This is a genomic window from Thermogemmatispora aurantia, from assembly GCF_008974285.1.
In the GTDB taxonomy this organism is placed as follows: domain Bacteria; phylum Chloroflexota; class Ktedonobacteria; order Ktedonobacterales; family Ktedonobacteraceae; genus Thermogemmatispora; species Thermogemmatispora aurantia.
This window is the reverse complement of record NZ_BKZV01000005.1, coordinates 219,173-242,540: the sequence shown is the minus strand read 5'-3', so window position 1 is coordinate 242,540 and position 23,368 is coordinate 219,173. Positions and strand designations below refer to the sequence as shown.

Here is a 23,368-nt window from a genome sequence, read left to right as displayed (position 1 = left end):
GCGCCAGTCGGTGGGACCACCCAGAGAAGAGACGCCAGGAACAGGCGAAGAGATCGGAGCAGCTGAAAGAGAGAAGATAGGAAGCTGACACGAGCTATAATGAAGAAAGTGGGGCCGAGAGGAATCGAACCTCCGACACGCGACTTAGGAGGTCGCTGCTCTATCCACTGAGCTACGGCCCCTTCTTGCTTGATCGGTGATGTAGATGCAGGAACGGCAATGTAAGCCAACGGCCTGCGCTGGTCAGAGGCAAAGCGCACACGCTACCAGTCATAGGCCAGAGAACAGACTGGTTTCATCCTAGCATGCTCTTGGGGTCCTGTCAAGCGCCAGGCGCGGTGCCCGTAACAGCCTGAAAGCGGGGGATGGCAGAGCGCAATGAACCATTGCCAGCGCAGCCCGAGGGGCGAGGCCCCTCTCCCTCTATTTGACAGCCGCTCTTGGCAGGGGCTATCATGCTAGAAAAAAGAACATATGAGGCTCCTGTTCACGCGGAGGAAGAGAGCATGACAGATTCTATCACCGTTGGTCGGGACATCTTCCACACCCATCGCCTCAGCAACGGCCTGCAGATCGTGGGTCAAAGCATGCCCGACTTCGAATCGGTCTCCATTGCCTACTACGTGCGCACTGGCTCGCGCGACGAGCACGATCCCGCTATCGAGGGCGTCTCACACTTCCTCGAACACATGGTCTTTAAAGGCACCCAGCATCTCGACTGGCAGCAAATCACCCTTGAATTCAACAAAATCGGCGCCGAGTTAAACGCCTTCACCTCGCACGAAGCCACCATGTATTTCGCGCGTGTCCTCGGCGAATACAGCGAGCGCGCCCTCGAACTTCTCAGCGACATGATGTATCCACGTCTGGCCGAAAGCGACTTCGAAACCGAAAAAGAAGTGATCATCAACGAGATCGCCCGCTCCGAAGACCAGCCCTACAACCTGGCCTTTCGCCGCCTGGCCCAAACTTATTTCAACGGCCATCCCCTGGGCCACGACGTTCTTGGCTCGCGCGAAAGCATCCGCAACATGCGCATCGAGCAGATGCGCGACTACTGGCAGCGCCGCTACGGCGCCAACAACATGATCCTGGCTGTCGCCGGCAATTTCGACTGGGAGCGCTTCGTCGCGCGAGCCGAGCGGCTGTGCAGCGACTGGCGCACCGGTGAGAGTGGACGCGAGCCACAGCCCTATGCACCAGCGCACGCCATCAACAACGTCATCGTCGACCCGCGCCTCAGACAGCAAATCATCCTGTTGGCCATGCCCTGTGTTAGCATCCAGGACCCCGACTATTACGCCGCCGCTCTCGGGGGCAGCATCCTTGGCGATACCGACGGCTCGCGCATCTACTGGAACATCCATCAAAAGGGCCTGGCTGAATCGGCCAGCGCTGGCCTCTGGGCCCTCGAAGACACCGGCATGCTCCTGCTCGAAGCCAACTCTACCCCCGAAGAGGCCCCCCGTGTCCTGCGTCTCCTGCGCGCTGAGCTTGAGAGCCTGCTAGCGGACGGCATTTACGAGGATGAACTGCGCCGCGCCAAGGATAAATGGATCAGCAGCATCGTCCTCAGCAGCGAATCGACCTTCACTCGCATGCGCACCCTGGCCTCAGACTGGGTCACCGAAGGCCGACTGATCAGCATCGACGAAGAAATCGAGCGCGTTGAGCGCGTCACCACCGACGACATCATGCGCACCTTGCAGCGCTTCCCCCTGCGCGAAAAACAGGTCCTGGTCGCCCTCGGTCCCCTGAGCGAAGAGCAGCTTCTCAACTAAACAGGCTGGCGCCGGCTCACCCAGCGCGACGCCCGACGTCACCACCATCGGCCAGCGAGCAAGCGCAGGCGAGAGGGCAAGAAGCAGGAAAGGATAGAGAGAGCAGACAGAGCAAGACAAAAAACAGGCATCGCGGCCAAGTCACCTGAACCGCCCTAAGCACAAGCGAAGGCCAGGAGGGAGGAGAGAAGACAAGCAAGAGCAGGAGCAAGCAACGAGCCGGACTCAACCGGACAGGCGGGCCAGCTTATAGCCCACATCCGGCACCGTCAGAATATAGCGCGGATGGCGCGGGTCCGGCTCAATCTTGCGCCGCAAACGACTGATATAGACCCAAACAAAATCTATCTCGCGACTATACTCCGGTCCCCAAACCTTTTCGAGGAGCAGCTCATGCGTCATCACCATGCCGGCATGCTGCGCCAACGTACTCAACAGGCGATACTCTGTGCGACTCAACTGCACCGGCTGCCCATTGACAAAGACCTGATGCTGCGCATAATCGATCACCAAATCTCCGGTACGGAAGACACGCTGATACCTCGCCTCCGCAGCACTCTCCCGACCACGCCGACGCAGGCGACAGCGCACCCGAGCCAGTAGCTCTCGCAGATGAAAAGGCTTGTAGACTAGATCATCCGCGCCAGCATCGAGCAGACGAACCCCTTCCTCCTCATGACCAGCAGTACAGAGAGCAATCACCGGCGTCTCGGCGAACTCGCGCAGACGGCGCAGCAGCTCCAAAGCCGTAATATCAGCCAGATCAGCCAACAAGATCAGATCCGGCTCCTGCAGATCGAGCAAGCGGAAGAACTGAGCGCTATGGGTTGCCAGCTGTACCTGGCAGCCCTGCTCTTCCAAATGGGCACGCAGGTAACGAGCGATGCGCGCATCTTGCTCAGCCAGCAAGACGGACGCCAGACGCTCGCGGCGCAGGGTCGGCCCCTGACTGTGAGCCGGAGCATTCGCCGAAGTCAAGGCCGGCAGCGGCTCCGCTGTCGGACCAGGAGCCAGAAGCTCCCCCGTTGCCTGCAGTGGCAGCGTGAACGAGAACGTCGCCCCCTGGCCCGGGCCAGGCGAATCGGCCCAGATCCGCCCACCATGCGCCTCAATGGTCGCCCGCGCTACCGCCAGTCCGAGGCCGCTGCCCTCCTCTTCGCCCTCAGCCTCTTCGCGCGGCAAGCGATAGAAGCGCTGAAAGATATGCTCCAGATGCTCCCGCGGAATCCCCAAGCCCTGATCAGTAATACTCACGCGCAATTCAGCGCCCTCGGCCTCCACCTCCAGGCGAATCGTTCCCCCACCAGGCGAATAGCGAACTGCATTATCTAGTAAATGATTGAGTGTTTGCTCTATGCGCAATGGATCGCACGGCACTGGAGGTAAAGAAGGAGGCAGGCGCAGAATAAAGCGATGGCCGGGAGCTGAACGCTCGCGCTGTTCCACCAGGCGACGCAGCAACTCCTCAAACTGCACTTGCGCCAGATGCAGCGTCTGCGTTCCACTATCGAGCCGCCACACATCTACAAGAGTATTGAGAATCTCATACAAGCGATCGGCCTGGGTATCGATCATCTCCAGCATTTCACGTTGCACAGCCGCATCCCAGCGGCGCGACGAACCGAGCAGGGTTGTCGCACACCCCTTAATAATCGCCAGGGGAGTTTTCAGCTCATGAGCTGCCAGGGCCAGAGCCTCCGAGCGGGCCTGAGCAGCCTCACGTTCCAGGGTAATATCCTCTAGGAGGAGGCCCCGCCCCAGTAAGCGACCTTCAGCGCCGTGGATAGGAAAACTGTGCACACGCAGCCAGCGGATCGCCGCATCCACCAGAGCCAGATCTGTCGACATCTCCTGCTCAGAGTGTTCCCAGAGACGATCAAGGGCCTCCCGAGCGCGTTGGGGATCGGCCGCCCGCGCCAACAAACGTGCGCGTACATCCACTGTTGACTCGCCAACCAGCTCATGGGCTTCACAGCCTAGCAACTCGCCTGCCCGTCTATTCGCGCAGGCCAACCGCTCCTGCTGGTTCAAAAGCAGCAAGCCACTATGTAGATTTTCCGCCACTGCTGCCAGGATCGCCTGCGCGGTAGAGGGCATCAGCGCAGCGGTGGTCGATGCCCAAGGGAGAGCAGTATCAGAGGCCGTGCAGGCAAGGAACGTCATATACTCTGCAGAGCGACGGTCAACGCTGGCCATGTCCGCCCCATCTCTGGCGGCGCGCTCCATGAAACGAACACCTTTCCGCATTGCTGGCACGATCGATGAGTACTCATGAATATTCTAGCAAGGCGGTCAAGGTTCAAGACGGCCTGCCCACTTGAAGGGCAGCGTCGCTGCCAGAAGCGAGAGCACGAGCAGAGCAGACTAGTGCAGACTGGCCAGCCCCACAATCAATAGAAGATGCAAAAGCATGCCGATGATCAGCGTCCATGCAATAAACATAATGGCGCGATGATCATGGACAAAACGACGAATATGAGGAGCTGACGAAGCAGAAGGCGGGCGACGCTCAGCGGCGACCAGACCCAGCGCAATGCGCAGACGCAGGGGTGAACGCACCGGCGAGCGACTCATCTCAGCGAGCAGCGCACGATAGCAATCACGACACAACACCCAGGACTGGCGCGGCTCGGGCGCACCTTCGGGCTCCGTGACCGCAATGGCCTCCAGCGGAATGCGCTGAGTACAGACCGAGCAATTGCGGATAATGCGCTTTCTCGCCCGTGGTGACTGCGTACCCGCGTCGATGCTGTGCGAAGACAAGCTGCCGCTATGCTTAACCTCTCCCATGAGTGGCGATTCCTTTCCAAAGCTCGCCGGTCCAATCAGTACGTCGCTAACGATCGGGAGACGATCGTGGGCGGGCATCTTTCGCCCCACGTCTCTAATTGTATCACATCATCGGAAGGGTTACGCATCAAGCAAGCAAGGGCGTTCTCAGCGGGGTTCCCAAGTCGCCAGAACGCCCTTGCTCATCAGCCTGCTCAACGCTGCCGACGCCTCGCTCGGGTCGGCCTGGCCCGATCCCGCCATGAGCCAGCCAGCAAGCCAGCCCAGGCCGCGAGCATCATCGTCGCAGCTTGTCTGCCGTTCTCCGCTAACCGCGCAACAGTGGGAGCAGGTAGACTATGCTAAAGACAAAGATCCAGACCGCATCAACGAAGTGCCAGTACATCTCGCCGGCCTGGAAAGCGAAATGCCGCTCCTTCGTAAAGTGACCGTTCAAAGCCCGCACGAAGACGATCAGCAAGAAGATCAGCCCAACGGTCACGTGCAAGCCGTGGAAGCCAGTCAGCGTAAAGAAGGCCGATCCGAAGAGCTGGCTCTGCGGCGTGAAGCCCTGGCTGATGAGCGAGCTATACTCATAGACCTGGCCTCCCAGGAAAATAGCACCCATTACTATTGTTGCCAACAAGCCCCAGATCAGGCGTCGCTGGCTGCCCTTCTCGATGCCCCTGGCAGCGATATAGTGAATGGGCGCACTACTTCCCAGTAGAATGATCGTATTGATGAGCGGATACCAGATCTCACTAGGCAGGCGCCAGCCGTGGCCACCCTGGCGAATCTCCAGATAGAGATAGGCGGCTATCAGGTTAGCGAAAATCAGAGCCTCCGAGGCGATGAAAAACATCATGCCCCACCAGCCGAGGCTGCGCCCACCTTCATCATGCACTTGCTCTAGAGCAGGTATCCCCTCGCGATAGGCAACACTCATACCCCGAAATTCTCCTGACTGTTCTCTCTCCAAGAAGCTAAACAGAGGTGATCTTGCTGCCTGACAACCTCTCGGCATGCAGCCAACGCGAGCAAGATCGCCAGCGCCAGATACCAGCCAGCGATAGGTAGATAGACAGCGTGTCCAGCGCATGCCTGCACAGGCGTTACGCGAGAGCACATCAAGCAGCCGAAAGAAGAAGCCACGCTGCGCCGCGACTCTTCACCTAATAGCGCTCCAGGCCCCAACCGACGGCGGCCACCACGATCAGCAAAACGCCGATCACCAGCACCGCTGGATGAGTTACCACCCCCAAACAGACCAGCGCAATGGCCAGAGCAAGCACGAAGGGCCAGAGACTGGGATGAGGGCTGTGCGGAACCCTCGCGCGAGACGGACGACCCTGGGGCGGATCACCGGTCTTTTCGGCAGTCTCCGGTTGCGGCTTCTCCTCCCCCACCTGCATCGTCTCACCGCTCTCACTCTGCAGCTGTTGTTGCATCCCGGTGCTCCCAGGATTGCCTGATTCTCTCTTCTCCTCCTCCTGACCTTGCAGGCCCCCACCCTCAGTCGGAGGCCTATCCTTCTGCTCTTCCTCGTTAATCACAGTATGCCTCTCTCGTGCGATCGCCGGGCCGGCTCATCCAGAGACAGGCAAGATAGCCCTCCCCAGCGGGGGGCGCGCCGGCTTCCGCCATCAGGCCGGACCGCCAGAAGCACAGCCGGTCAGTCCGGACGCCAGTCGGAACCCGGCGCAGCTCACAGGCGTTCACCAGCGCCCCGCCCTCAATGGACGGCCACTTTCCAGTCCGCTGTCTCCGGATTCTTCTTATCGTAGAACGGGCGGCGGCTGCGCACCACCGGGATCGTCTTAAAGTTGTATGGCTCCGGAGGAGAAGCCGTATCCCACTCCAGCGTGAAGGCATCCCAGGGATCGCTGCCCGCTGGCTGACCCTGGCGGAGGCTTGTCACGAAGTTGAACAAGAAGACCAGGATCGCCGCCGCGATAATAAAGGCGCCGACCGTCTCCAGCAGATTCAGCTCATTCCAGCCCAGATCGGGAGCGTAGGTATAGATACGGCGTGGCATCCCGAGCAGACCCAGAATATGCATCGGGAAGAAGGTCACATTCACCCCGATCAACATGAGCCAGAACTGGATCTGGCCCAGGCGCTCATTCAGCAGCTTGCCCGTCATCTTCGGGAACCAGTAGAAGATGGCCGCGAAGATAGCGAAGACCGCCCCGCCGAAGAGCACATAGTGCAGGTGCGCAATCACAAAGTAGCTATCGGTCACCTGATAGTCGAACGGCACGATCGCCAGCGCCACCCCGTTAAGGCCGCCGATCAAGAACATCGCGACAAAGCCCAGGGCGAAAAGCATCGGCGTCTTGAACGAGAGCTTACCGCCGTAGAGCGTCGCCAACCAGTTGAAAATCTTGACCGCCGTCGGAATAGCGATCAGGGTCGTGCTCGTGGCAAAGAAAGCCTGAGCCACCACCGGTAGACCCACGGCGAACATATGGTGGGCCCAGACCGTAAAGCTTAGGAAACCAATGGCCACACCCGACCAGGCCACGAAGGTATAGCCAAAGATCGGCTTGCGCGAGAAGACGGGCAGTACCTCCGAGACAATGCCGAAAGCCGGAAGGATCAGAATATAGACCTCCGGGTGACCGAAGGACCAGAAGAGATGCTGCCACAGCAGTGGGTCACCATTGAAGGCCGCCTGATAGAAGTGCGTGCCGAGATGGCGATCCAGCAGCAGCAAGCCCGAGGCCGCCGTCAAGCTGGGCAGAGCAAAGAGCAGCAGGAAGGACGTTACCAGCGTCATCCAGACGAAGAGCGGCATGCGGTTAATCGTCATGCCAGGCGCGCGCAGCTTGAAGATCGTCACCACAAAGTTCAACGCGCCCGCAATTGAGGAGATGCCCAGCAGCAGCACGCCCAAAGCCCAGAAATCCATATTGATCGAGGGCGTCGCCGGGATACAGTTCACTCCCTGCACGCCGCACTCAGTCAAAGGTGCATAAGCGAACCAGCCGCCGTCTGGTGCCGCATGGAACAAGAAGCTGGACTGGAGAAAGAGGCCGCCGAAGAGTACAATCCAGTAGCCAAAGGCATTAAGGCGCGGGAAGGCCATATCACGCGCCCCGATCATCAGCGGCACCACATAGTTACCGAGACCCGTGAACATCGGCATCACGAAGAGGAAGATCATCGTGGTGCCATGCATAGTAAAGATCTCGTTATAGGTCTGGGGATCGAGCACCTTGCCGTCCGGCAGCGCTAGCTGGGTACGGATCAGCAACGCCTCCAGCCCGCCGACCACGAAGAAAAAGAAGGCCGTGACCATGTACATGATCCCGATCTTCTTATGATCGGTCGTCGTCAGCCACTGGCCAATATATGTCTCGCTAAAGCGCTTTTGTCGGACCAGAGCAGGACGCTCAACAATGGTACTGGTTGCCATGGAAAATCCTCCGAATATCCAATCAGCCCCTGCAGGCAAACCGGGGAGACCAGCCCTCTCCCTGACAGGCTCAGCGGTGGCAGACAGAGCCATCGCCCAGCGGCTGATCAGCTCGCTCCTGGCTGATAGCCTGACTGCCCCCCACGTGCTCGTCAGACCGATGGCCTTTCGAAAAAGCCATTCTCTATACTATTGTTTTACTTCAGGCTTTCTAGATAGGCCACCAGGTCATTAATCTCGGACTGGGACAGCCCGAGGTTGGGCATATCATTCCCCGGCTTCACCGCCTGCGGATCATGCAACCACTTCGCCAGATTTTCAGGCGTATTCTTGAGCACGCCGCCGGCGATCAAATCACGGCTTCCAAAGTGTGTCAGATTGGGGCCGACCAGCGTCTGCGGCTGCGTATTGAAATCGTTGAGGTTGACCCCTACGATCCCGTGGCAAGCCGTGCACCCCTTCGACTTGAAGAGCGCCAGCCCGCGCGCATACTGCGGATTATTAGCCGCCGCCTGCTGCTGGCCACTCACCCAGGTTGCAAACTGGTCCGGCGGCAGCGCAATCACATTAAAGGCCATGTTGGCATGCTGCAGGCCGCAGTACTCGGCGCACTGGCCGTGGTAGGTTCCGGGCTTATCGACGCTAAACCACTTCTCGTTGTCGTGGCCAGGCACGACGTCGGTCTTACCCGTCAGATTGGGAACCCAGAAGCTATGGATCACATTGTTCGAATAGAGCTTGACATGGACCACGGTCCCCGTCGGCACCACCAAATCATCAGCGGTAATGATCTTCTGGGTTGGATAGTCAAACTCCCACCACCACTGATGGCCGACTGCCGTGACCTCTAGCTGCTGCCCACCTGTGGGAATGGTATCGACCTGGAACATCGTGCGGATCGTAAAGACCAGCACCACGAAGAGGAAGATCGAGGGCGCCACGGTCCACACAATCTCCAGCGTCGTGTTCCCATGAATCTGACGCGGCGTCGGCATCCCCGGGCGCTCGCGGAAGCGAATGATCGACCAGATCAGAAGCCCCTCGACAACCACGAAGACAAAGGTGGCCACACCCAGGATAAACCAGAAGAGATTGGCCTCATCCTGGGCGACCGGCCCCGCCGGGTTGAGGATCGAGGGGTTGCCGCCACAGGCGGCGAACAGGAGCGAGGATAAGAGCAACGCCAGGGGCAGCAGCCCCCAACGTATTTTCCCTCGAAATAACGGTATCCTCACTGCTCGCACTCCTCAATTAGACACAGATTAGCGCTCTAGATAATTATAGGGCCGCCCCGCGGGAGCCTTCAACCAGAGCGCGGGCCTCTCCGCTCGCCTACCTTTCCTCCTCCTCATTTTCGACCCAGCCTGACCAGTCAGAGGCCGGCCTTATCTCGCACTGCCGCAGGCCCACTGGCCGGCGCACCAGCGACCCGACGACTTGCTCTCGCCCCTGCGCCCCGCGCGCAGCGGAAGTAAGGCGACAGAGCAGGCCCAGTCTGGCAGATCAGTCTAGCGTCCTTCCCTGACAGGAAACTTGCAGGACCGAAAGGGAACCTTACAGCCACCTGAATGCAGTTCTCCCCCAGGGCAGACGGCGCCCCGTCAGCTTTCGGTCGCTGTCAAGACGATTGCTCGCCAGGACGCTCGCGCCTGGTAGAAGATGACAGGCTGACATCCGTCCCTTGGCTCTCGTTCTCGCTCACACCCTCGCTGCGGGGGCCAGTACCAGCCTCACCACTACTCTGCTCAAGCGCTCGCAGCCGCTCCTCTTCCTCTTCTCGCTGCCAGGCCAAACGCTCGCGCTCCTCCTGACGCCGCTCCTGCTCCAGCATCCAGCGAATAAAGAGGACACTCATCAGCACAATCACCAGGATATTGGCCGGCACCCACATGATCAGCCCGCCGAGCTGCTGATCTGTGCTCGCTGAGATCCCCCAGATACGCGGCGCCGCCAGGTAGGGAGCATAGAGCGGTGGTACAAAGGTCAATCCAGCCCCCAGTAAAACCATCGGCATGCCACTGAGGAAGAGATAGAGCACCTGGCCTGGCAAAGGCAGCGGTCCCAGCTCGCCCTCCAGTGGACTCAAGACCGGCCACCAGAAGAGAAAACTGAAGGCAATAAAGGTTATATGCTCAAGAACATGGATACCTTCGTTCTCAAGAGTAGCGTCGTAGAGCGGTGGCGCGTGCCAGAGAAAGATATCTGCGTTGAAGAGAAAGAAAGTGACAACGGGTAAGGTCAGCACCCTGGCCAGTCTGAACAGCAGGCGGTTGCGCAGTAGTGGAGTGAGGAGCCAGCCAGGTATGCCCCACAACATCATCGGCGGAGCTACCAAGGTGATGAGCAAGTGCTGCACCATATGGGCGCTGAAGAGATAGTCATCCCCCAGCTCATCAAGTGGCGAGACCAGGGCCAGAAAGATGATCAGTACTCCCAGCAGAAAGACGATCACCCGGCTGCGCTGAACTGGCGGCCCCAGATCGTACTGTCTGCGCAGCGGCCCAATGGCGTAGAGATAGAGGACAGTAATCGCTACGCAGCCGACCACTACAGAAGGGATGAAATGCCAGGCTCTCAGCCAGAAGTCCATTGCCCCGCTCCATTGCGCAATGATTGCAGCCTCGAAGGGAACCAGAGTAGCGACTCTGCCTTCGGTACTCCGCCGCCCTGCCCTTCGTTCGACAATTCCGAACAGTGCTTGGCTCGCCTGCCGCCAAACTGCTCTTAAGATACTATAGCAAGGGAAAGCAGCGGCGACAACAGCGTTCAGGTAACTGTAAGGTACGCCTCTCTGCCTGTAAGGACGGTATCAGGTTCAGGTTTGACAATACTGATAGTGTTCTGAGCTGACTGGACGGAGCGGGCTATTATTTACCTGTAGAGACTCTTGATCAGGAGCCTGTAGCTGTTATGAAGATTATACGCCGTATCGCATGGGTCGCGGTTGGTTTCACATATTTTCTGGTAGCACTGGGGGGAACGGTGCGTGTCAACGACGCCGGCCTGAGCTGCCCAGACTGGCCACTCTGCTATGGCCGGCCTTTCGTCTTTCCCAATATCCGTACTTTGCTTGAGGAGTCGCACCGCTATACGGCTTCGATTGTGAGCATCTTGATCGTAGCCCTGGCCATCTGCGCCCTGCTCTGGGCACGGAAGGAGCGGCAGGTACTGATCCCTGCTTTGATTGCTCCCGTGCTGCTGGTAGTGCAGATTGTGCTGGGAGGGCTGACGGTGCTTTGGAAGCTGCCCCCCGAGATTATTACCGCCCACCTGGCGACAGCTCTGGCGATCTTCGCGACGGTGATTACGATCGCGGTGATGGCCGGCCAGCCCTCTCCCAGCCAGGAGCACCCGGCACAGACCCGTCGTTTCCTGCGCCTGGCGCTGACAACGGCCTTGCTGGTCTACGGGTTGATGCTGAGCGGTTCCTACGTGGTTGGCAGCGGGGCGACTTTTGCCTGCACGAGCTGGCCCCTGTGTGGCCAAACGCTTCCCGGCATGGCGCGGCTGGGAGATATTAACACACTCCACCGCCTGATCGCGACCATTGTGGGACTGGTGGTGGCCTGGACCCTCTATACGGCTTGGCGCCGGCGCCAGGTCGCTCCCGGCCAGGCTCGCGTGGCTGTGGCTGCTGCCTTGCTCTTTGTCTTGCAGTCCCTGATTGGCGGCACCATTCCCCTGCTCGGCAGCGGCTCGCTACATTTCGGTAGCATTTCCAATCAGGATGCCGCTACCTTTATGCGCGGCCTGCACCTGGCAGTGGCAAGCGCTGTCTGGGGCCTGTTGGTCCTCCTGGCCGTCTTGGCCGCTCGCCAGTTGCGCGCTGCTCCCCAGGGCGCCGAGCTGGAGCGGCTGGAGGCCACTGAGGCCGCTGCACGCGAGAGCGTCAGTCCCCTGCGCCAGACGATCTCGGGCTACATCGACCTGATGAAACCTCATGTGACGGTGCTGTTGCTGGGCACAACCGCGGCGGCGATGGCCATCGCCTACCAGGGCCTGCCTCCACTGGGCTTGACAGTGGCGACCTTACTGGGTGGCGCTCTGGCAGCGGGCAGCGCCAATGCCATCAACTGTTACTACGATCGCGATATCGACAGCATCATGTCTCGCACGTCGCGGCGCTCTCTTCCCGCCGGGCGCGTGCAGCCACGCCAGGCCCTGATCTTCGGTCTCGCGCTGGGCGTGGCCTCTTTCTTGATCCTGGCCCTCTTTGTGAACCTGCTAAGCGCAGTGTTGGCCTGTGGTGCCATTCTCTTCTATGTGGGCGTCTATACCATGTGGCTGAAACGCACCACGGCGCAGAATATCGTCATTGGGGGGGCCGCTGGTGCTGTTCCTGTCCTTGTCGGCTGGGCAGCGGTTACTGGTACGATCTCACTGCCAGCGATCTGGCTCTTCGCTATCATTTTCTACTGGACACCGCCCCACTTCTGGGCCCTCTCGCTCTTGATCGAGAAAGACTACGAGAAGGCCCACGTGCCTATGCTGCCGGTTCTCTTCGGCGAGCAGGAGACGCGTAAGCAGATCTTCCTCTACTCGCTCCTGCTGCTGGCAGTGACGCTGGTGCTCTTCGCCATGCGGGCGATGAGCTACCTCTACCTGGCGGCAGCACTGATACTGGGGGGCATCCTGGTTTATATGGCTCTGCGCCTGCTTTGGGAGAGACACTCTCGGCGCTGGGCCCGCACGTTGTTCTGGTATTCTAATTGCTATCTGGCGATGATCTTCGCTGCAATGGTGTTGGATCGCGTCATTTTCCATTAGGAGCTGAGCCGTGAGGTGGCTGAACTGGCGTCTTGCTTCACGCCTTTCGGTATTGACAATGGCTTTGCTGGTGGTTCTCGTGGTGGCTGTGCTGAACTTGCGGGCCGGCCAGGGAGGGAGCGCCAGCGGCCAGCCAGCAGCTCAGCCCACCGCCAGCAGCTCTGGGCTGCAGGGGACGCCGCTGGATGGCCGACCTGCCCCCGGTTTCCAGCTCACAGATCAGTTCGGCCATTCCGTCTCACTGGCAGAGTTCAAGGGGAAGCCGGTGGTGATCACTTTCCTCTATACTCATTGCCCAACGGTCTGCCCTTTGACTGCCGATAAGCTGCATACAGTCATGCAGCAGCTTGGCAGCGATGCCCAGCGCGTGGCAGTCCTGGCTGTGAGCGTCGACCCGGTAGGCGATACCCAGTCCGCTGCACTGGCCTTTTCGAATACTCACAAGATGACCGCCTACTGGCACTTCTTGATCGGCTCGCGCTCAGCTCTCTCGCCTATCTGGAGCGCCTATAGTATCGATGCCGAGGCGGCTACCGCCAATAGTAGCAGCGGTTCGGTGTCCCATACCGCCGTGCTCTATGTGCTGGATAAACAGGGGCGTGAGCGCGTCCTCCTGAGCGATGACTTCGACCCATCTCAGCTAACGAGCGATCTGAAAATACTGCTTAAGGAGTAGTGCCAGCGCAGCGAGCGCAGCCAGCCAGCCAGCCAGGCTCGCTCTTCGGGCAGGAGTCGAGGCCCGGGCAGGCAACAGGGCGGGACACGCATGAGCGAGGACGGGAGAGGTTGAGCGCTACTGGCGGTAGCACACAGGCCAGGACAGGCCAGGGCAGGGCACGATGCCACGCCCAATAGAAGAGCTACGGAGAGGATGGCGCCCCTGCCTGAAAACCTGAAGCTGTGGGGCCTGGCTTGCAAGAATGTTCCTCTCCTGCTATCCTTAGAAAAGGAGGGGACTCTTGCAATCTGTCCGCGCTCGTACGCTATTTATTCTGCAGTAGAAAGATTTCGCGGAGATGCGATAAGTATGGAAACTCACCTGCAAGGCATCAATCTCGCGACAGGTGACCTGACCGCCACGCTCCTCCCGGCCTATGAGGAGGAGCATGAGGGGGCAGGAGAGCATCACCTGCCTATTCCTAGCTACTGGCCGCTGATCGCCAGCGTGTCAATCTTTGTGACCTTCATCGGCCTGCTGATCATCGACCAGACGCCGGTGCTGGCCTTACTTGGTGCGCTGGGCACGCTCATCGGGATCGTCGGCTGGGGACTGGAAGACCCGCAGGCTCATGCTCATGCCGAGGCCTACCCCGGTTTCGGTGTCGGCACCGCCGAGGGCGAGGTCAGTCCGCTAGCCGAGGCGGTGCGCGAGCAGGCCCAGGAGATTGTCGATCGCCTGGTGGTGCGCGGAGATCTGGCCTGGAGCGCCCACCCGGTCAACGTGGAGGTAGAGCAGGAGGGTGTGGTCCTGGCCCTCTACGGTAAGGTGGAGCTGGAGGCTCAGAAGCAGGCTATTGAGGAAGAGATTCGTAAGCTGCCCCATGTGATCGATGTGCGCAACTTCATTATCGCTGAGGATGCCATCCTCAACGAGGCCAACCGCCGCATCGCTAAGCTACAAGAGGCGGGCAAGTTGGAGGGCGCCACAGACCTGCGGGTGCTGGTTGAAAACTATGTCCTTCACCTCTACGGCGAAGTGCCTACGCGCCAGATGAAGTACCTGCTGGAGGATGAGCTGATCCAGATTCCTGGCGTGCGCGTAGTGGTGAACCACATTGGCCTGAATGAGGATATCCCGGGCGAGCTGGGTCGCACAAAGGGAAAAGTCGGAAAGGGCTAGTCTCTTTTCTGGGGGCTGGGAGATGTCTCTTTGGCCGTTCAAAGGCTGTCCGACCCGATCCCCGCGCCAGCCCTTGCCTCCGGTTTAGTCTGGGTTGCGGTGATCAGCCTCCAATACTCTGGGTGCTGAATGCACCTGTCAGCTGATAGCAGGACCCGTCTATCTGGCGCGTGACTTTGCTGGCCAGTAAAATCAGTCGCTCATCCGGCCTGCGGGACGAGCGAGAACATGGCAGGGAGGGGTTTCTGTGCTTGATCGATAGCCCTAGCCCTGTTTTTCCCACACCAACGACTATGCCTGGCTGGCTAGACTGCCAGCCGTTTTGCAGATTCTTTTTGAACTGAGGCGACGCAAGCAAGGCGAGCAAAAGCGGTTGCTTTTGCTCGCCTCCTTTCTTGGTTTGCTAGGAGGAATAGACCAAGCGGCCTGCCAATGCTCCTTTTGCCCACCTGGCTGGCTCAGGCCATCTTGTTCTGCCGGAGGCAAAAACACCTGCGACCGCCAAGATAGAGATCGGCCTTCGCCTGTTGGAAGCAGGCCCCCTCTCAACTCAACATTCTGTAACCGCTCGCCAGAACGAAACGTATCCTTTAGGGGGATGGTAATAGCCCCAGGCAGGCAGGTCCACTTCTACTGGCCCGCGGCCATAGCCGAGGAGCAGAGACGGGCGCTGCTGAAGGCTCAGGTCTAGATCGCTTGGGATCATAGCCTAGTATCTTGACAGGGGAGATAATAGTCTACCCGTAGAGATGCTGCCACAGAGGACGCCACTCTGCAGGAAGGAAACCAGTCTCTCTCTGCTCATGACTGTCGATGACAAGCCGCCGCTGAGTAGGAGGCCAGAGAGCAATGGCAGATTCGTCCAGCCAAACCGTACTGTTGATCGAGGCAGAAGCCTCCCTACGGCGCCTGATCACCCTGGGCCTGCAACAACAAGGGATCTCGGTCATCGCGACCGATCCCCAGCACTGGCCCTCTCTCTCACCTGATTACCAGCCAGCACTCCTGGTCATAGACATCGATACCGGTCGCAGGCAAGACGCTTCCCTCCTGCAGATCCTGCGCGCTCAACCGCAGTTTGCCGGAGCGACAGCCATCGCCTTGTCTTGGGATTGGGAAACGCCTTGCCTTCCGCGAGATGAAACAACGTTTTACGTACGTAAGCCTTTCGATGCACGTTTTCTCTATGCATTAATCGAAGAGCGGCTCTCTGCCCAGTCTATGGTCGCAGAGGCCGTGATTCATCAGACGAGCTTTTGCCCGCTGGCAACGGCTGCAGGTCTGCTTCTGGTTATTGTCGGTCTGATGGGGCAATTGCTCCTTGCGGGAACAGGTCTGGCGATAGCGCTGGCTGCTCTTCTGTGGTGGACCCTGGGCCAGCAGCCGCGCTCCTACCTCTCCGCTCCCTGGCTACAACCTTCGCACCCATGCCACGTATAGACTAGTGTCAAGGCTAGATGATACAGTAATGAGAGTTTCCTGAACCCTTTTTAAATGACGTAGGTAGAGGCGGTCTGTGCCTTTCACCTCCCCCATAAATATGAGTTATGCTATAGTAAACAAACAGTGAAATACAGGCAGAAAAGCCCGCCTGCATGAGGTATTCGACCATGCCATTGAGACTGCTTGCCGCGGATAAAACCGATGTTGGTCGGCAACGAGAACAGAATGAAGACTGCGCCTATCGGCGGATTAGCCCAGAGGGGGATGTGGCTCTTTTCATCGTCGCCGATGGCATGGGTGGCTACCGCGCCGGGGAAGTTGCCAGCCGCCTGGCGGTAGAAACGATCAGCCAGGCCCTCGACAGCTTTTTCCAGCCGCTTAGTGAGCAACCAACCATTCAGCTTGCTCCCCCGATAGAAGAGCAGCCGACCGTGAAACTGGCTCCCCCAGCCGAGGAGGCACCCACGGTAAGGAGCAGCCAGGAAGCCGTTCCCCATTATTCACCCGCCCCGGAGCAACTGGCGCGACTGACAATCAAGCTACCTGAGACGCCGCTGTTGCGCTCCGTTGAAGAGCGGCTTGTGAACGCCATCAGGCAGGCCAACAGCGCCATCATCCACCACGGCGAGCAGCGAAGAGAGGCCCGGGGACTGGGCTGTACCGTCACCGCGACCCTGGTTTACCAGGGCACAGCCTACATCGCCAACGTCGGTGACAGCAGAACCTACCTGCTGCGTCATGGCCAGCTCAAGCCATTGACACGAGACCATTCGCTGGTGGCCAAGCTGGTCGAAGCTCACCAGATTTCGCCTGAAGAGATTTACACTCATCCTCAGCGCAATCTCATCTACCGCTCGCTAGGAGCGGGCCGCCGGCAGGTCGAGGTAGACATCTTTCAGGAGCGCTTGCAGCCCGGCGATATGTTGCTTCTCTGTAGTGATGGGCTTTGGGAAATGGTCCGCGATGATGAACTCTGCAAAACCTTAAGCGAACAGAAGTCCCTTCAGGACATCTGCGATCAGCTGATCGCTCTGGCCAACGCACACGGGGGCGAAGACAATATCACCGCCCTTGTCGTGCGCGTTGAGGCGGCCTGAAGGCGGTTGAGGAAGAAAGCGCTATGGCTCTCCCGATCGGCACAATTCTCGATGGTAAATTCCGCGTTGTTGAAGTGCTCGGCGAAGGCGGGATGGGCACCGTCTACAAGGTCGAGCAGGTTGATCGTCCCGGCTTTTATCGCGCTGTCAAGGAGCTGCTCATCAACCCGGCAATGCCAGAGGAGGAGCGCAAAGCCGCCATCGAGCGCTTCAATAAAGAGATTGATTTGATGTTCAATCTCAAGCATCCCAATATCCCCTCGCTGATTGTCAGCTTCCAGGAATGGGGCAATTACTACTTCGTCATGGAATTTGTGCCCGGCAAAAGCCTCGATAAGATCCTGGAAGAGAACAAGGGGCCGCTCGATGAGGAACAGGTTATTCGCTGGATGATGAAGGTCTGTGAGGCCCTCAGCTACATCCACTCGCGTAACCCGCCGATCATACTACGCGACCTCAAGCCCGGCAACATCATGATCACGCCGGAAGGCGATGTCCAGCTGATCGACTTTGGGATTGCACGCCGTTTCAACCCGAATAAGCGGACCAACACAGAGAACCTGGGCACCATTTCTTATGCCTCGCCCGAGCATCTTGGCTCAATTACTGCTCCGGGCCAGAAGCGCTCACCTCAGAACCCCGGTCGCCTCGTGCAAACCGATGCCCGCTCGGATATCTATTCGCTTGGGGCCACCATGTATCATCTGCTGACCAACCAGGAGCCGGAGCCGATGCAGACGCCGGCTCCGGGCAGCATTCGCGCCAGGAATCCGAAGTTGCGCACGATCCAGGTGGAAGGGCGCATCATCTGTCCGATCGAGCAGGTGATTATCAAAGCCATGCAGCAGGACCCGGCCCATCGTTTTCAGAGCGCCGAAGCCATGCGAGTAGCCTTGCAGCAGTGTCTACCTGGTCAGGCGGCGCCCGCTACCATTCACATTCCGGCGATCTCGCCCAACGCCACCATCGTGGTGCCGGCTATAGGTGGACAGGCAGCAACACCAGCGACGTCGCTGCCCCAGGCTCCCCAGGGCCAAGGGCCAATTTGTCCCCGCTGCGGCCTGCAGAACCGTCCGGGGGCCAAATTCTGCAAGCGTGATGGTCAGCCTCTGTTCCAGGGAGCGGCCACGGTCCCCCCGAATGTACGCATGCAGGCACAAGCTTACGCCTCACTGCCAGCAGGCGTCGTGCGCCAGCCGATCCGCGCCCGTCCCGTCTCCGTCGGCGCCCCGGTCAGCAACGACCCGCTGGCCTTCTATCGGCGCGGCTTGCAAGATCTCAACAACCGGCACTACGTCGAGGCGATTGAGGAATTCAAGCAAGCGCTGGCCCTGGGTCGCCCTACCTACGACGTACTCTACAGCCTGGCCCGGGCTTACCGTCAGTACGCTCAGTCCCTGCGCGATAAAGATGAGAAGCTTTTTCATGAAAACATGACGCATGCTGCTGAGTACTTCGCTCAGGCGGTCAATAACCGGCAGAACGCCCTGGATGCCTACTTCCAGCTCGGCCTCTGCTATCTCGACCTGGGCCTTTATCCCAAGGCCGAGGCCGCTTTCAAAGAGGCACAGCGCATTGCCCCCCAGGACGCAGCCATCTATTATCAGCTAGGGCAGGTGGCCATGAAACAGGGCTACCATCGCGAAGCCGAGGGCTACCTGCTCGAAGGTCTCAAGATTAATCCCGATCATGCCCTCATTCTGCTCGCCCTGGGCCGTCTTTACAGCGAGACACGCCAGTACAACTCGGCGATCCGCGTCCTCCAGGAGGCCACGCGTTGCGACCCCTCACACGTGGATGGCTGGTATGAGTTGGGTCGCGCTCACATGCGCGCCAACCAGTGGAATCAGGCCCTTAGCGCCCTTGAACAGGCGCGGCAACGTGATCCCGAGCGAGCCGAGATCTATAGCGCCATGGCCACGTGCTACCTGAAAATGCGTAAAAAGGTGGAAGCCAGACAAATGCTCCGCGAGGCTCTACAGCGCGATCCCAATAGCGCCGAGGCGCTGCGCCTGCAAAAACAGCTGTGATGAGCCTGATCTGGAGCATCAACAAGGCATCAATGAATGAAAGAATCGTCGCCAGCCACTTCTGAGCCGAATAGCAGGAGAAGAGAGGACCGAATCTGTCTCAGAGAGCGAGGAGAGCAGGTATGATCTGTCCAGTGTGCAGCACGCCCAACCGCGACGATGCAAAATTCTGCAAAAGCTGTGGGCGCTCGCTTCCGCGGGAAACCCCCGCCGGCGAAAGCTCCACCGCTTCCGAGCAGCCAATTGGGCAACCCCAAGGAGCGGAGCGCACCACCACCAGCCAGGAACCGGAAGACCCCAGCCTGGCACCGACCCTGATCCTTACTCCCGAGCGCATGATGGCCTACCATAGCCAGCGCTGGCAGCGCGAGCTAGAGGAGGCCGAACGTCAGCAAAAGCTGCAACAGCAAGCAAGCAGCAGATCGGAACAAGAGACCAGGGACGTTGCCGACTTACCAACCATTCTGCTTGCGCCGGGCATGGGCGAGAAGGTGGCCGAGACTCTGGGCGGCACCGTCGCCAGTGAGCAGTCCGCTGCTTCAGCAGCTGCGACCGGCGAGAGAAGTGGCCAGGCAGAGCCAGGCTCCGCGGCAGCTATTAGCAGTCCACCAGGCAGCGGCGAGTTGATGGGGACCTCAGCAGCTCAGTCTGTCGAGAGTGAGCAACCGGCCTCCGCTGCGGTCAGCGGGGCAGCTGACCGCCCAGCAGAGCCAGCCGTGCAAGGAGCAATAGAAGAACAATCACAAGAAGGGACAACAACCGCGGTGGAAGAGCAATCATCAGCAGATCAACCTGCTCAGCCAGAGGCTGCCGAGCAGGCCTCCGAAGCCAGTGCTGGATTGGATTCACAGAGCCAGCAAGCAGAGAATCTCGGCAGCGCAGTCATGGCAGGAGCGAGCAGCGGGCCGCTAGAGAGCGGCACCCTCCTTGGTGGGCGCTACCTGATCAACCAGCTCGTACGAGAAGAGGAACACGAGCGCATCTATCAGGTCACCGACCAGCAGGGCTACCAGCGCTGCTGGAACTGCGGCAGCCAGGAAAATGCCGAAGGTGACGAGTTCTGCATCAACTGCGGCGCCGAATTGCTGGGTATGCCCTACCTTTTGCATGAATTCAGCGGCGAGCGGACCAGCCCAGAGACTCAGGTCACCGGAGGTCACATCATCAACACTTTCATCGAAGGAGGGCGCACCTACGCCGTTGAGCAGCCGCAAGCCGAGCGCGATCCCTTCCCCGAGGGCGTGCATCTGATGGCGGCAGCCCTCTCCGACGCGGGCATCCTTCGCCGCGATCAGCCGAACGAGGACAGCACCCTGGTCCTCCTCCTGGAGCGCTCGCACGAATCCATCTCCCAACCAATGGGTATCTTCATCGTCGCCGACGGCATGGGAGGACACGCCAGCGGTCAGCTTGCTAGCCGCGTCGCCGTCAATACTATTGCCGAGCGCATTGTCCGCGACCTGCTGGCGGCCCCACTGAGCGCCGAAAGGGAGAGCCAGCAACCGCCGGCCCCCGCGGAGGAAGACCAACTTGTGCGCTTGCTTCAGGAAGCCGTCGAGGAGGCCAACAGCCGCCTCTGCCAGATCAACCAGCAGAACAAGACCGATATGGGTTGCACCCTGACCGGTTTTATGATTGTGGGGCGCCACTCGTATATCGTTAATGTGGGCGACAGTCGTACCTACATGGTCCGTGGCGGGCAACTCTATCAGCGGACGACCGATCACTCGCTCGTGGGGCAGCTTGTGGCCGGCGGTTTGCTCCAGCCTGACGAAGTATACACCCATCCGCAGCGTAGCCAGATCTTCCGCAGCCTGGGCGATCGCCCCAACGTGCAGATCGATCTCTTCAAGCAAGAGTTGTACCCGGGAGACATCCTGCTGAGTTGCTCGGACGGGCTTTGGGAGATGGTACGCGACCCACAGATCGAGAGCATTCTCAACGCAGCCCCAGATCCACAGACAGCCTGTGCCCAGTTGATAGAGGCAGCCAATGCAAATGGGGGAGAAGATAACATCAGCGCTGTTGTGGTCTTTGTACGTTGAACACTATGATATACTGAAGGCTGCCACCAATGAAAGGAGCTGATAGACTATGCCTGGTGAGGTAGTGCTGGCGTATCAGCTGGGGAAGGACTATATGCCGGTCACCGGTGGGAGCCAGCTCGCCTATGTCCTGTTGGAGGCCAAGCCCACCGAGATGATGGCCCAGGTCCGTCTGCCCCTGAATTTTGCCCTGGTTCTGGATCACTCTGGCTCCATGAAAGGGGCCAAGCTGCATAACGTCAAAGAGGCGGTCAAGATGGTCATTGACCACCTGGAGCCGACCGACTACGTTTCAGTCATTGTTTTCGACGACACGGCCCAGGTGATTATCCCCTCCATGCCCGCTCAGGACAAGGTAGGCATGAAGGCGGCCATCGACCGCATTCGCGACGGAGGCGGTACCACCATGTCGCTGGGCATGATCCAGGGCCTCAACGAACTGCGACGCTACAGCTTTCCTAATACCGTCAATCGCATGATTCTGCTGACGGATGGGGTCACCTACGGCGATTCAGATCGCTGTCGCCAGCTTGCCCGCGAAGCAGCAGCTGCGGGAATCGCCATCTATCCGCTGGGCATTGGACAGGACTGGGATGAGAATCTGCTAGACGACATTGGCCAGCTCAGTGGGGGCATGCCGGCGGAATTCATCAGGAATCCCGCCGACGCCATGAGCATCTTCCAGCAGCAGGTTCAGAGCGCCGTTGCCGTGGCCGTGCGCAACGCCGTCCTTACCCTGCGCCTGCCAACAGGCGTCACTCCGAAAAAGGCCGTCAAAGTCTTGCCCATCATCAGCGATCTCGGGCAGTCTGTCCTCTCGGACCGTCAGGTGGTGATTCCCCTGGGCGACCTGGAGAAGGAGACGCCCCAGGCCGTGCTGGTCGAACTGCTCATCGATCCACGCCCGGCGGGCCTCTTCCGCATCGCTCAGGCCGAGTTGTCCTACGATGTGCCCATCGCCAATCTAGTGGGCGAGCGCATCCGTGAAGATATTAAAGTCACATTCACCACCGATCCCAACCAGGCGGCTCAAGTGAACGCGCGAGTCATGAATTTCGCAGAGAAGGCTAACGCCCAGCGCCTCGTGACACGCATCCTTGATGAGTATAAGCGCACAGGCAAAGTAACAACCCGCCTGGCACCCAATGTGACGCGTATCCTCGATGAAGAGACTCAAGCGGCGCTTGAGCAGATTAGCAAAGGGCAGCAGATCTCTCAAGAGCAAGTCAAATCGATTGGTAACAAGACGAGGAAGCTGACACAACGCCTGGACGACATCCTGCCCTGACAGTACGCAACAGAGCAGAAAGAGCAGAACAGCACGGGAGGATTCACTGAAGGTGTCGGTCGCCTGCGCCACCGACGCGCGCAGAGGCGAGAAGGCGTGCTTCAGGGGTAACACCGGATTAGAGGAGGAGAGTAGAATTATGCCAGTTTATTGTTCACTGGGTCATGAGAACCCGGATGGTTCGGCATTTTGCGACGAATGCGGCGAGCCGTTGAGCGCGGCAGCACCAGCGGCTCCAGCGGCTCCAGCCCCGGCAGCGCCCGTTGCTCCCAGTGGAGCCGCACAGCCAGGCATGCAAACCTGCCCCTCATGTGGCGCGCAGAATCCCCAAGGCGAGGCTTTCTGTTCGAATTGCGGCGTGAGCCTGCTGGGGGCACCAGCGGCAGTGAGCGCCCCAAGTGTGGCGCCAGCCGCTCCCGTGGCCTCCCCAGCAGCATCCGCCCCTGCCCCCGCGGCGGCAGGTTCTGCCCTGCGCGCCCGACTGATCGTTGAGGCGGATAACCAGGAGTTCGACATTAGTGGGAAGGATAACATCCTGATTGGCCGTGAAGATGCGGTCAGCAACATCTTTCCCGACATCGATCTCACCCCCCACGGCGGTGAAGAGGGCGGTGTCTCGCGCATGCATGCCCGGATCTTTATCCAGAACGGCCAGTACATGATCGAGGATGAGAACAGCACCAATTACACCTTCCTGAATCGGCAGCGCCTGGCCCCCAAGACGCCAACGCCGCTGCACGATAACGACGAGATCAAGCTGGGGCGCGTGCTGTTGCGCTTTAAAACCTCGTAAGCCAGAGATAGGAGAGAAGAGTTCAAGCGGGGAGGCAGCTGCTGCCAGCAGAGCGCAGCCAGCTATGCCTCCCCCGTCATTGACAGCCAGGATCGCT

General features: G+C 59.5%; 17 protein-coding genes and 1 tRNA gene. 10 read left to right on the top strand and 8 right to left on the bottom strand.

Features of this window, described 5'->3' with window-relative positions:
• Positions 1–109 precede the first annotated feature (109 nt).
• Positions 110–182 (bottom strand) — tRNA-Arg (locus KTAU_RS16000).
• A gap of 324 nt (positions 183–506) precedes the next feature.
• On the opposite strand from KTAU_RS16000, the gene KTAU_RS15995 reads away from it, so the two are divergent.
• The gene (locus tag KTAU_RS15995) at positions 507–1,781 is read left to right on the top strand and encodes a M16 family metallopeptidase (RefSeq protein ID WP_170293348.1); all 1,275 of its coding nucleotides are present in this window, start codon (positions 507–509) and stop codon (positions 1,779–1,781) included.
• Between the two features lie 225 nt (positions 1,782–2,006).
• On the opposite strand, the gene KTAU_RS15990 is transcribed toward KTAU_RS15995, so the two are convergent.
• The 7 genes from KTAU_RS15990 to KTAU_RS15960 form a co-directional block, all read right to left on the bottom strand.
• Positions 2,007–4,007: an ATP-binding protein gene (locus tag KTAU_RS15990; RefSeq protein ID WP_170293347.1), complete on the bottom strand. Its 2,001-nt coding sequence runs from the start codon at positions 4,005–4,007 to the stop codon at positions 2,007–2,009.
• Between the two features lie 138 nt (positions 4,008–4,145).
• The gene (locus KTAU_RS15985) at positions 4,146–4,571 is read right to left on the bottom strand and encodes a hypothetical protein (protein ID WP_112430658.1); all 426 of its coding nucleotides are present in this window, start codon (positions 4,569–4,571) and stop codon (positions 4,146–4,148) included.
• Positions 4,572–4,878: 307 nt separating this feature from the next.
• Positions 4,879–5,496 carry a cytochrome c oxidase subunit 3 gene (locus tag KTAU_RS15980; protein WP_170293346.1) on the bottom strand — a complete coding sequence of 206 codons (618 nt, stop codon included), beginning with the start codon at positions 5,494–5,496 and terminating at the stop codon, positions 4,879–4,881.
• A gap of 226 nt (positions 5,497–5,722) precedes the next feature.
• A complete protein-coding gene (gene ctaF / locus KTAU_RS15975; RefSeq protein WP_151729317.1) occupies positions 5,723–5,998 on the bottom strand; it encodes an aa3-type cytochrome oxidase subunit IV in 276 nt (91 codons plus the stop codon).
• A 284-nt stretch (positions 5,999–6,282) separates the two neighbouring features.
• Positions 6,283–7,968 (bottom strand): cytochrome c oxidase subunit I, encoded by a 1,686-nt coding sequence (gene ctaD, locus KTAU_RS15970; RefSeq protein ID WP_151729316.1) that lies wholly within the window; start codon positions 7,966–7,968, stop codon positions 6,283–6,285.
• A gap of 197 nt (positions 7,969–8,165) precedes the next feature.
• Positions 8,166–9,203, bottom strand: coding sequence for a cytochrome c oxidase subunit II (gene coxB / locus KTAU_RS15965; RefSeq protein ID WP_170293345.1), 1,038 nt, complete (start codon positions 9,201–9,203; stop codon positions 8,166–8,168).
• Positions 9,204–9,586: 383 nt separating this feature from the next.
• Entirely contained in the window at positions 9,587–10,558 is a 972-nt protein-coding gene (locus KTAU_RS15960; protein ID WP_151729314.1) for a cytochrome c oxidase assembly protein, read from the bottom strand.
• Positions 10,559–10,878: 320 nt separating this feature from the next.
• Between KTAU_RS15960 and KTAU_RS15955 the strand changes: the two genes are divergently transcribed.
• The 9 genes from KTAU_RS15955 (at position 10,879) to KTAU_RS15915 (ending at position 23,271) form a co-directional block, all read left to right on the top strand.
• A complete protein-coding gene (locus tag KTAU_RS15955) occupies positions 10,879–12,735 on the top strand; it encodes a heme o synthase (RefSeq protein WP_151729313.1) in 1,857 nt (618 codons plus the stop codon).
• Between the two features lie 10 nt (positions 12,736–12,745).
• Entirely contained in the window at positions 12,746–13,411 is a 666-nt protein-coding gene (locus KTAU_RS15950) for an SCO family protein (protein WP_151729312.1), read from the top strand.
• A gap of 351 nt (positions 13,412–13,762) precedes the next feature.
• Positions 13,763–14,575 carry a BON domain-containing protein gene (locus KTAU_RS15945; RefSeq protein WP_170293344.1) on the top strand — a complete coding sequence of 271 codons (813 nt, stop codon included), beginning with the start codon at positions 13,763–13,765 and terminating at the stop codon, positions 14,573–14,575.
• An 849-nt stretch (positions 14,576–15,424) separates the two neighbouring features.
• On the top strand, positions 15,425–16,015 hold the full coding sequence (locus KTAU_RS15940; protein WP_151729310.1) for a hypothetical protein: 591 nt from the start codon (positions 15,425–15,427) through the stop codon (positions 16,013–16,015).
• Between the two features lie 170 nt (positions 16,016–16,185).
• Entirely contained in the window at positions 16,186–17,115 is a 930-nt protein-coding gene (locus KTAU_RS15935) for a protein phosphatase 2C domain-containing protein (protein WP_174844072.1), read from the top strand.
• A gap of 23 nt (positions 17,116–17,138) precedes the next feature.
• Entirely contained in the window at positions 17,139–19,145 is a 2,007-nt protein-coding gene (locus tag KTAU_RS15930) for a serine/threonine-protein kinase (RefSeq protein ID WP_151729308.1), read from the top strand.
• A 122-nt stretch (positions 19,146–19,267) separates the two neighbouring features.
• Positions 19,268–21,190: a protein phosphatase 2C domain-containing protein gene (locus KTAU_RS15925; protein ID WP_151729307.1), complete on the top strand. Its 1,923-nt coding sequence runs from the start codon at positions 19,268–19,270 to the stop codon at positions 21,188–21,190.
• Positions 21,191–21,239: 49 nt separating this feature from the next.
• On the top strand, positions 21,240–22,478 hold the full coding sequence (locus tag KTAU_RS15920; protein WP_112430635.1) for a vWA domain-containing protein: 1,239 nt from the start codon (positions 21,240–21,242) through the stop codon (positions 22,476–22,478).
• A gap of 139 nt (positions 22,479–22,617) precedes the next feature.
• Entirely contained in the window at positions 22,618–23,271 is a 654-nt protein-coding gene (locus tag KTAU_RS15915; RefSeq protein WP_151729306.1) for a double zinc ribbon and FHA domain-containing protein, read from the top strand.
• Positions 23,272–23,368 lie beyond the last annotated feature (97 nt).

Bases quoted from the DNA above. Each gene is read 5' to 3' on its own strand.
- KTAU_RS15995 (WP_170293348.1), top strand. From the start codon at position 507: ATGACAGATTCTATCACCGTTGGTCGGGACATCTTCCACACCCATCGC.
- KTAU_RS15990 (WP_170293347.1), bottom strand. From the start codon at position 4,007: ATGGAGCGCGCCGCCAGAGATGGGGCGGACATGGCCAGCGTTGACCGT.
- KTAU_RS15985 (WP_112430658.1), bottom strand. From the start codon at position 4,571: ATGGGAGAGGTTAAGCATAGCGGCAGCTTGTCTTCGCACAGCATCGAC.
- KTAU_RS15980 (WP_170293346.1), bottom strand. From the start codon at position 5,496: ATGAGTGTTGCCTATCGCGAGGGGATACCTGCTCTAGAGCAAGTGCAT.
- ctaF (WP_151729317.1), bottom strand. From the start codon at position 5,998: ATGCAACAACAGCTGCAGAGTGAGAGCGGTGAGACGATGCAGGTGGGG.
- ctaD (WP_151729316.1), bottom strand. From the start codon at position 7,968: ATGGCAACCAGTACCATTGTTGAGCGTCCTGCTCTGGTCCGACAAAAG.
- KTAU_RS15960 (WP_151729314.1), bottom strand. From the start codon at position 10,558: ATGGACTTCTGGCTGAGAGCCTGGCATTTCATCCCTTCTGTAGTGGTC.
- KTAU_RS15955 (WP_151729313.1), top strand. From the start codon at position 10,879: ATGAAGATTATACGCCGTATCGCATGGGTCGCGGTTGGTTTCACATAT.
- KTAU_RS15945 (WP_170293344.1), top strand. From the start codon at position 13,763: ATGGAAACTCACCTGCAAGGCATCAATCTCGCGACAGGTGACCTGACC.
- KTAU_RS15940 (WP_151729310.1), top strand. From the start codon at position 15,425: ATGGCAGATTCGTCCAGCCAAACCGTACTGTTGATCGAGGCAGAAGCC.
- KTAU_RS15935 (WP_174844072.1), top strand. From the start codon at position 16,186: ATGCCATTGAGACTGCTTGCCGCGGATAAAACCGATGTTGGTCGGCAA.
- KTAU_RS15930 (WP_151729308.1), top strand. From the start codon at position 17,139: ATGGCTCTCCCGATCGGCACAATTCTCGATGGTAAATTCCGCGTTGTT.
- KTAU_RS15925 (WP_151729307.1), top strand. From the start codon at position 19,268: ATGATCTGTCCAGTGTGCAGCACGCCCAACCGCGACGATGCAAAATTC.
- KTAU_RS15920 (WP_112430635.1), top strand. From the start codon at position 21,240: ATGCCTGGTGAGGTAGTGCTGGCGTATCAGCTGGGGAAGGACTATATG.
- KTAU_RS15915 (WP_151729306.1), top strand. From the start codon at position 22,618: ATGCCAGTTTATTGTTCACTGGGTCATGAGAACCCGGATGGTTCGGCA.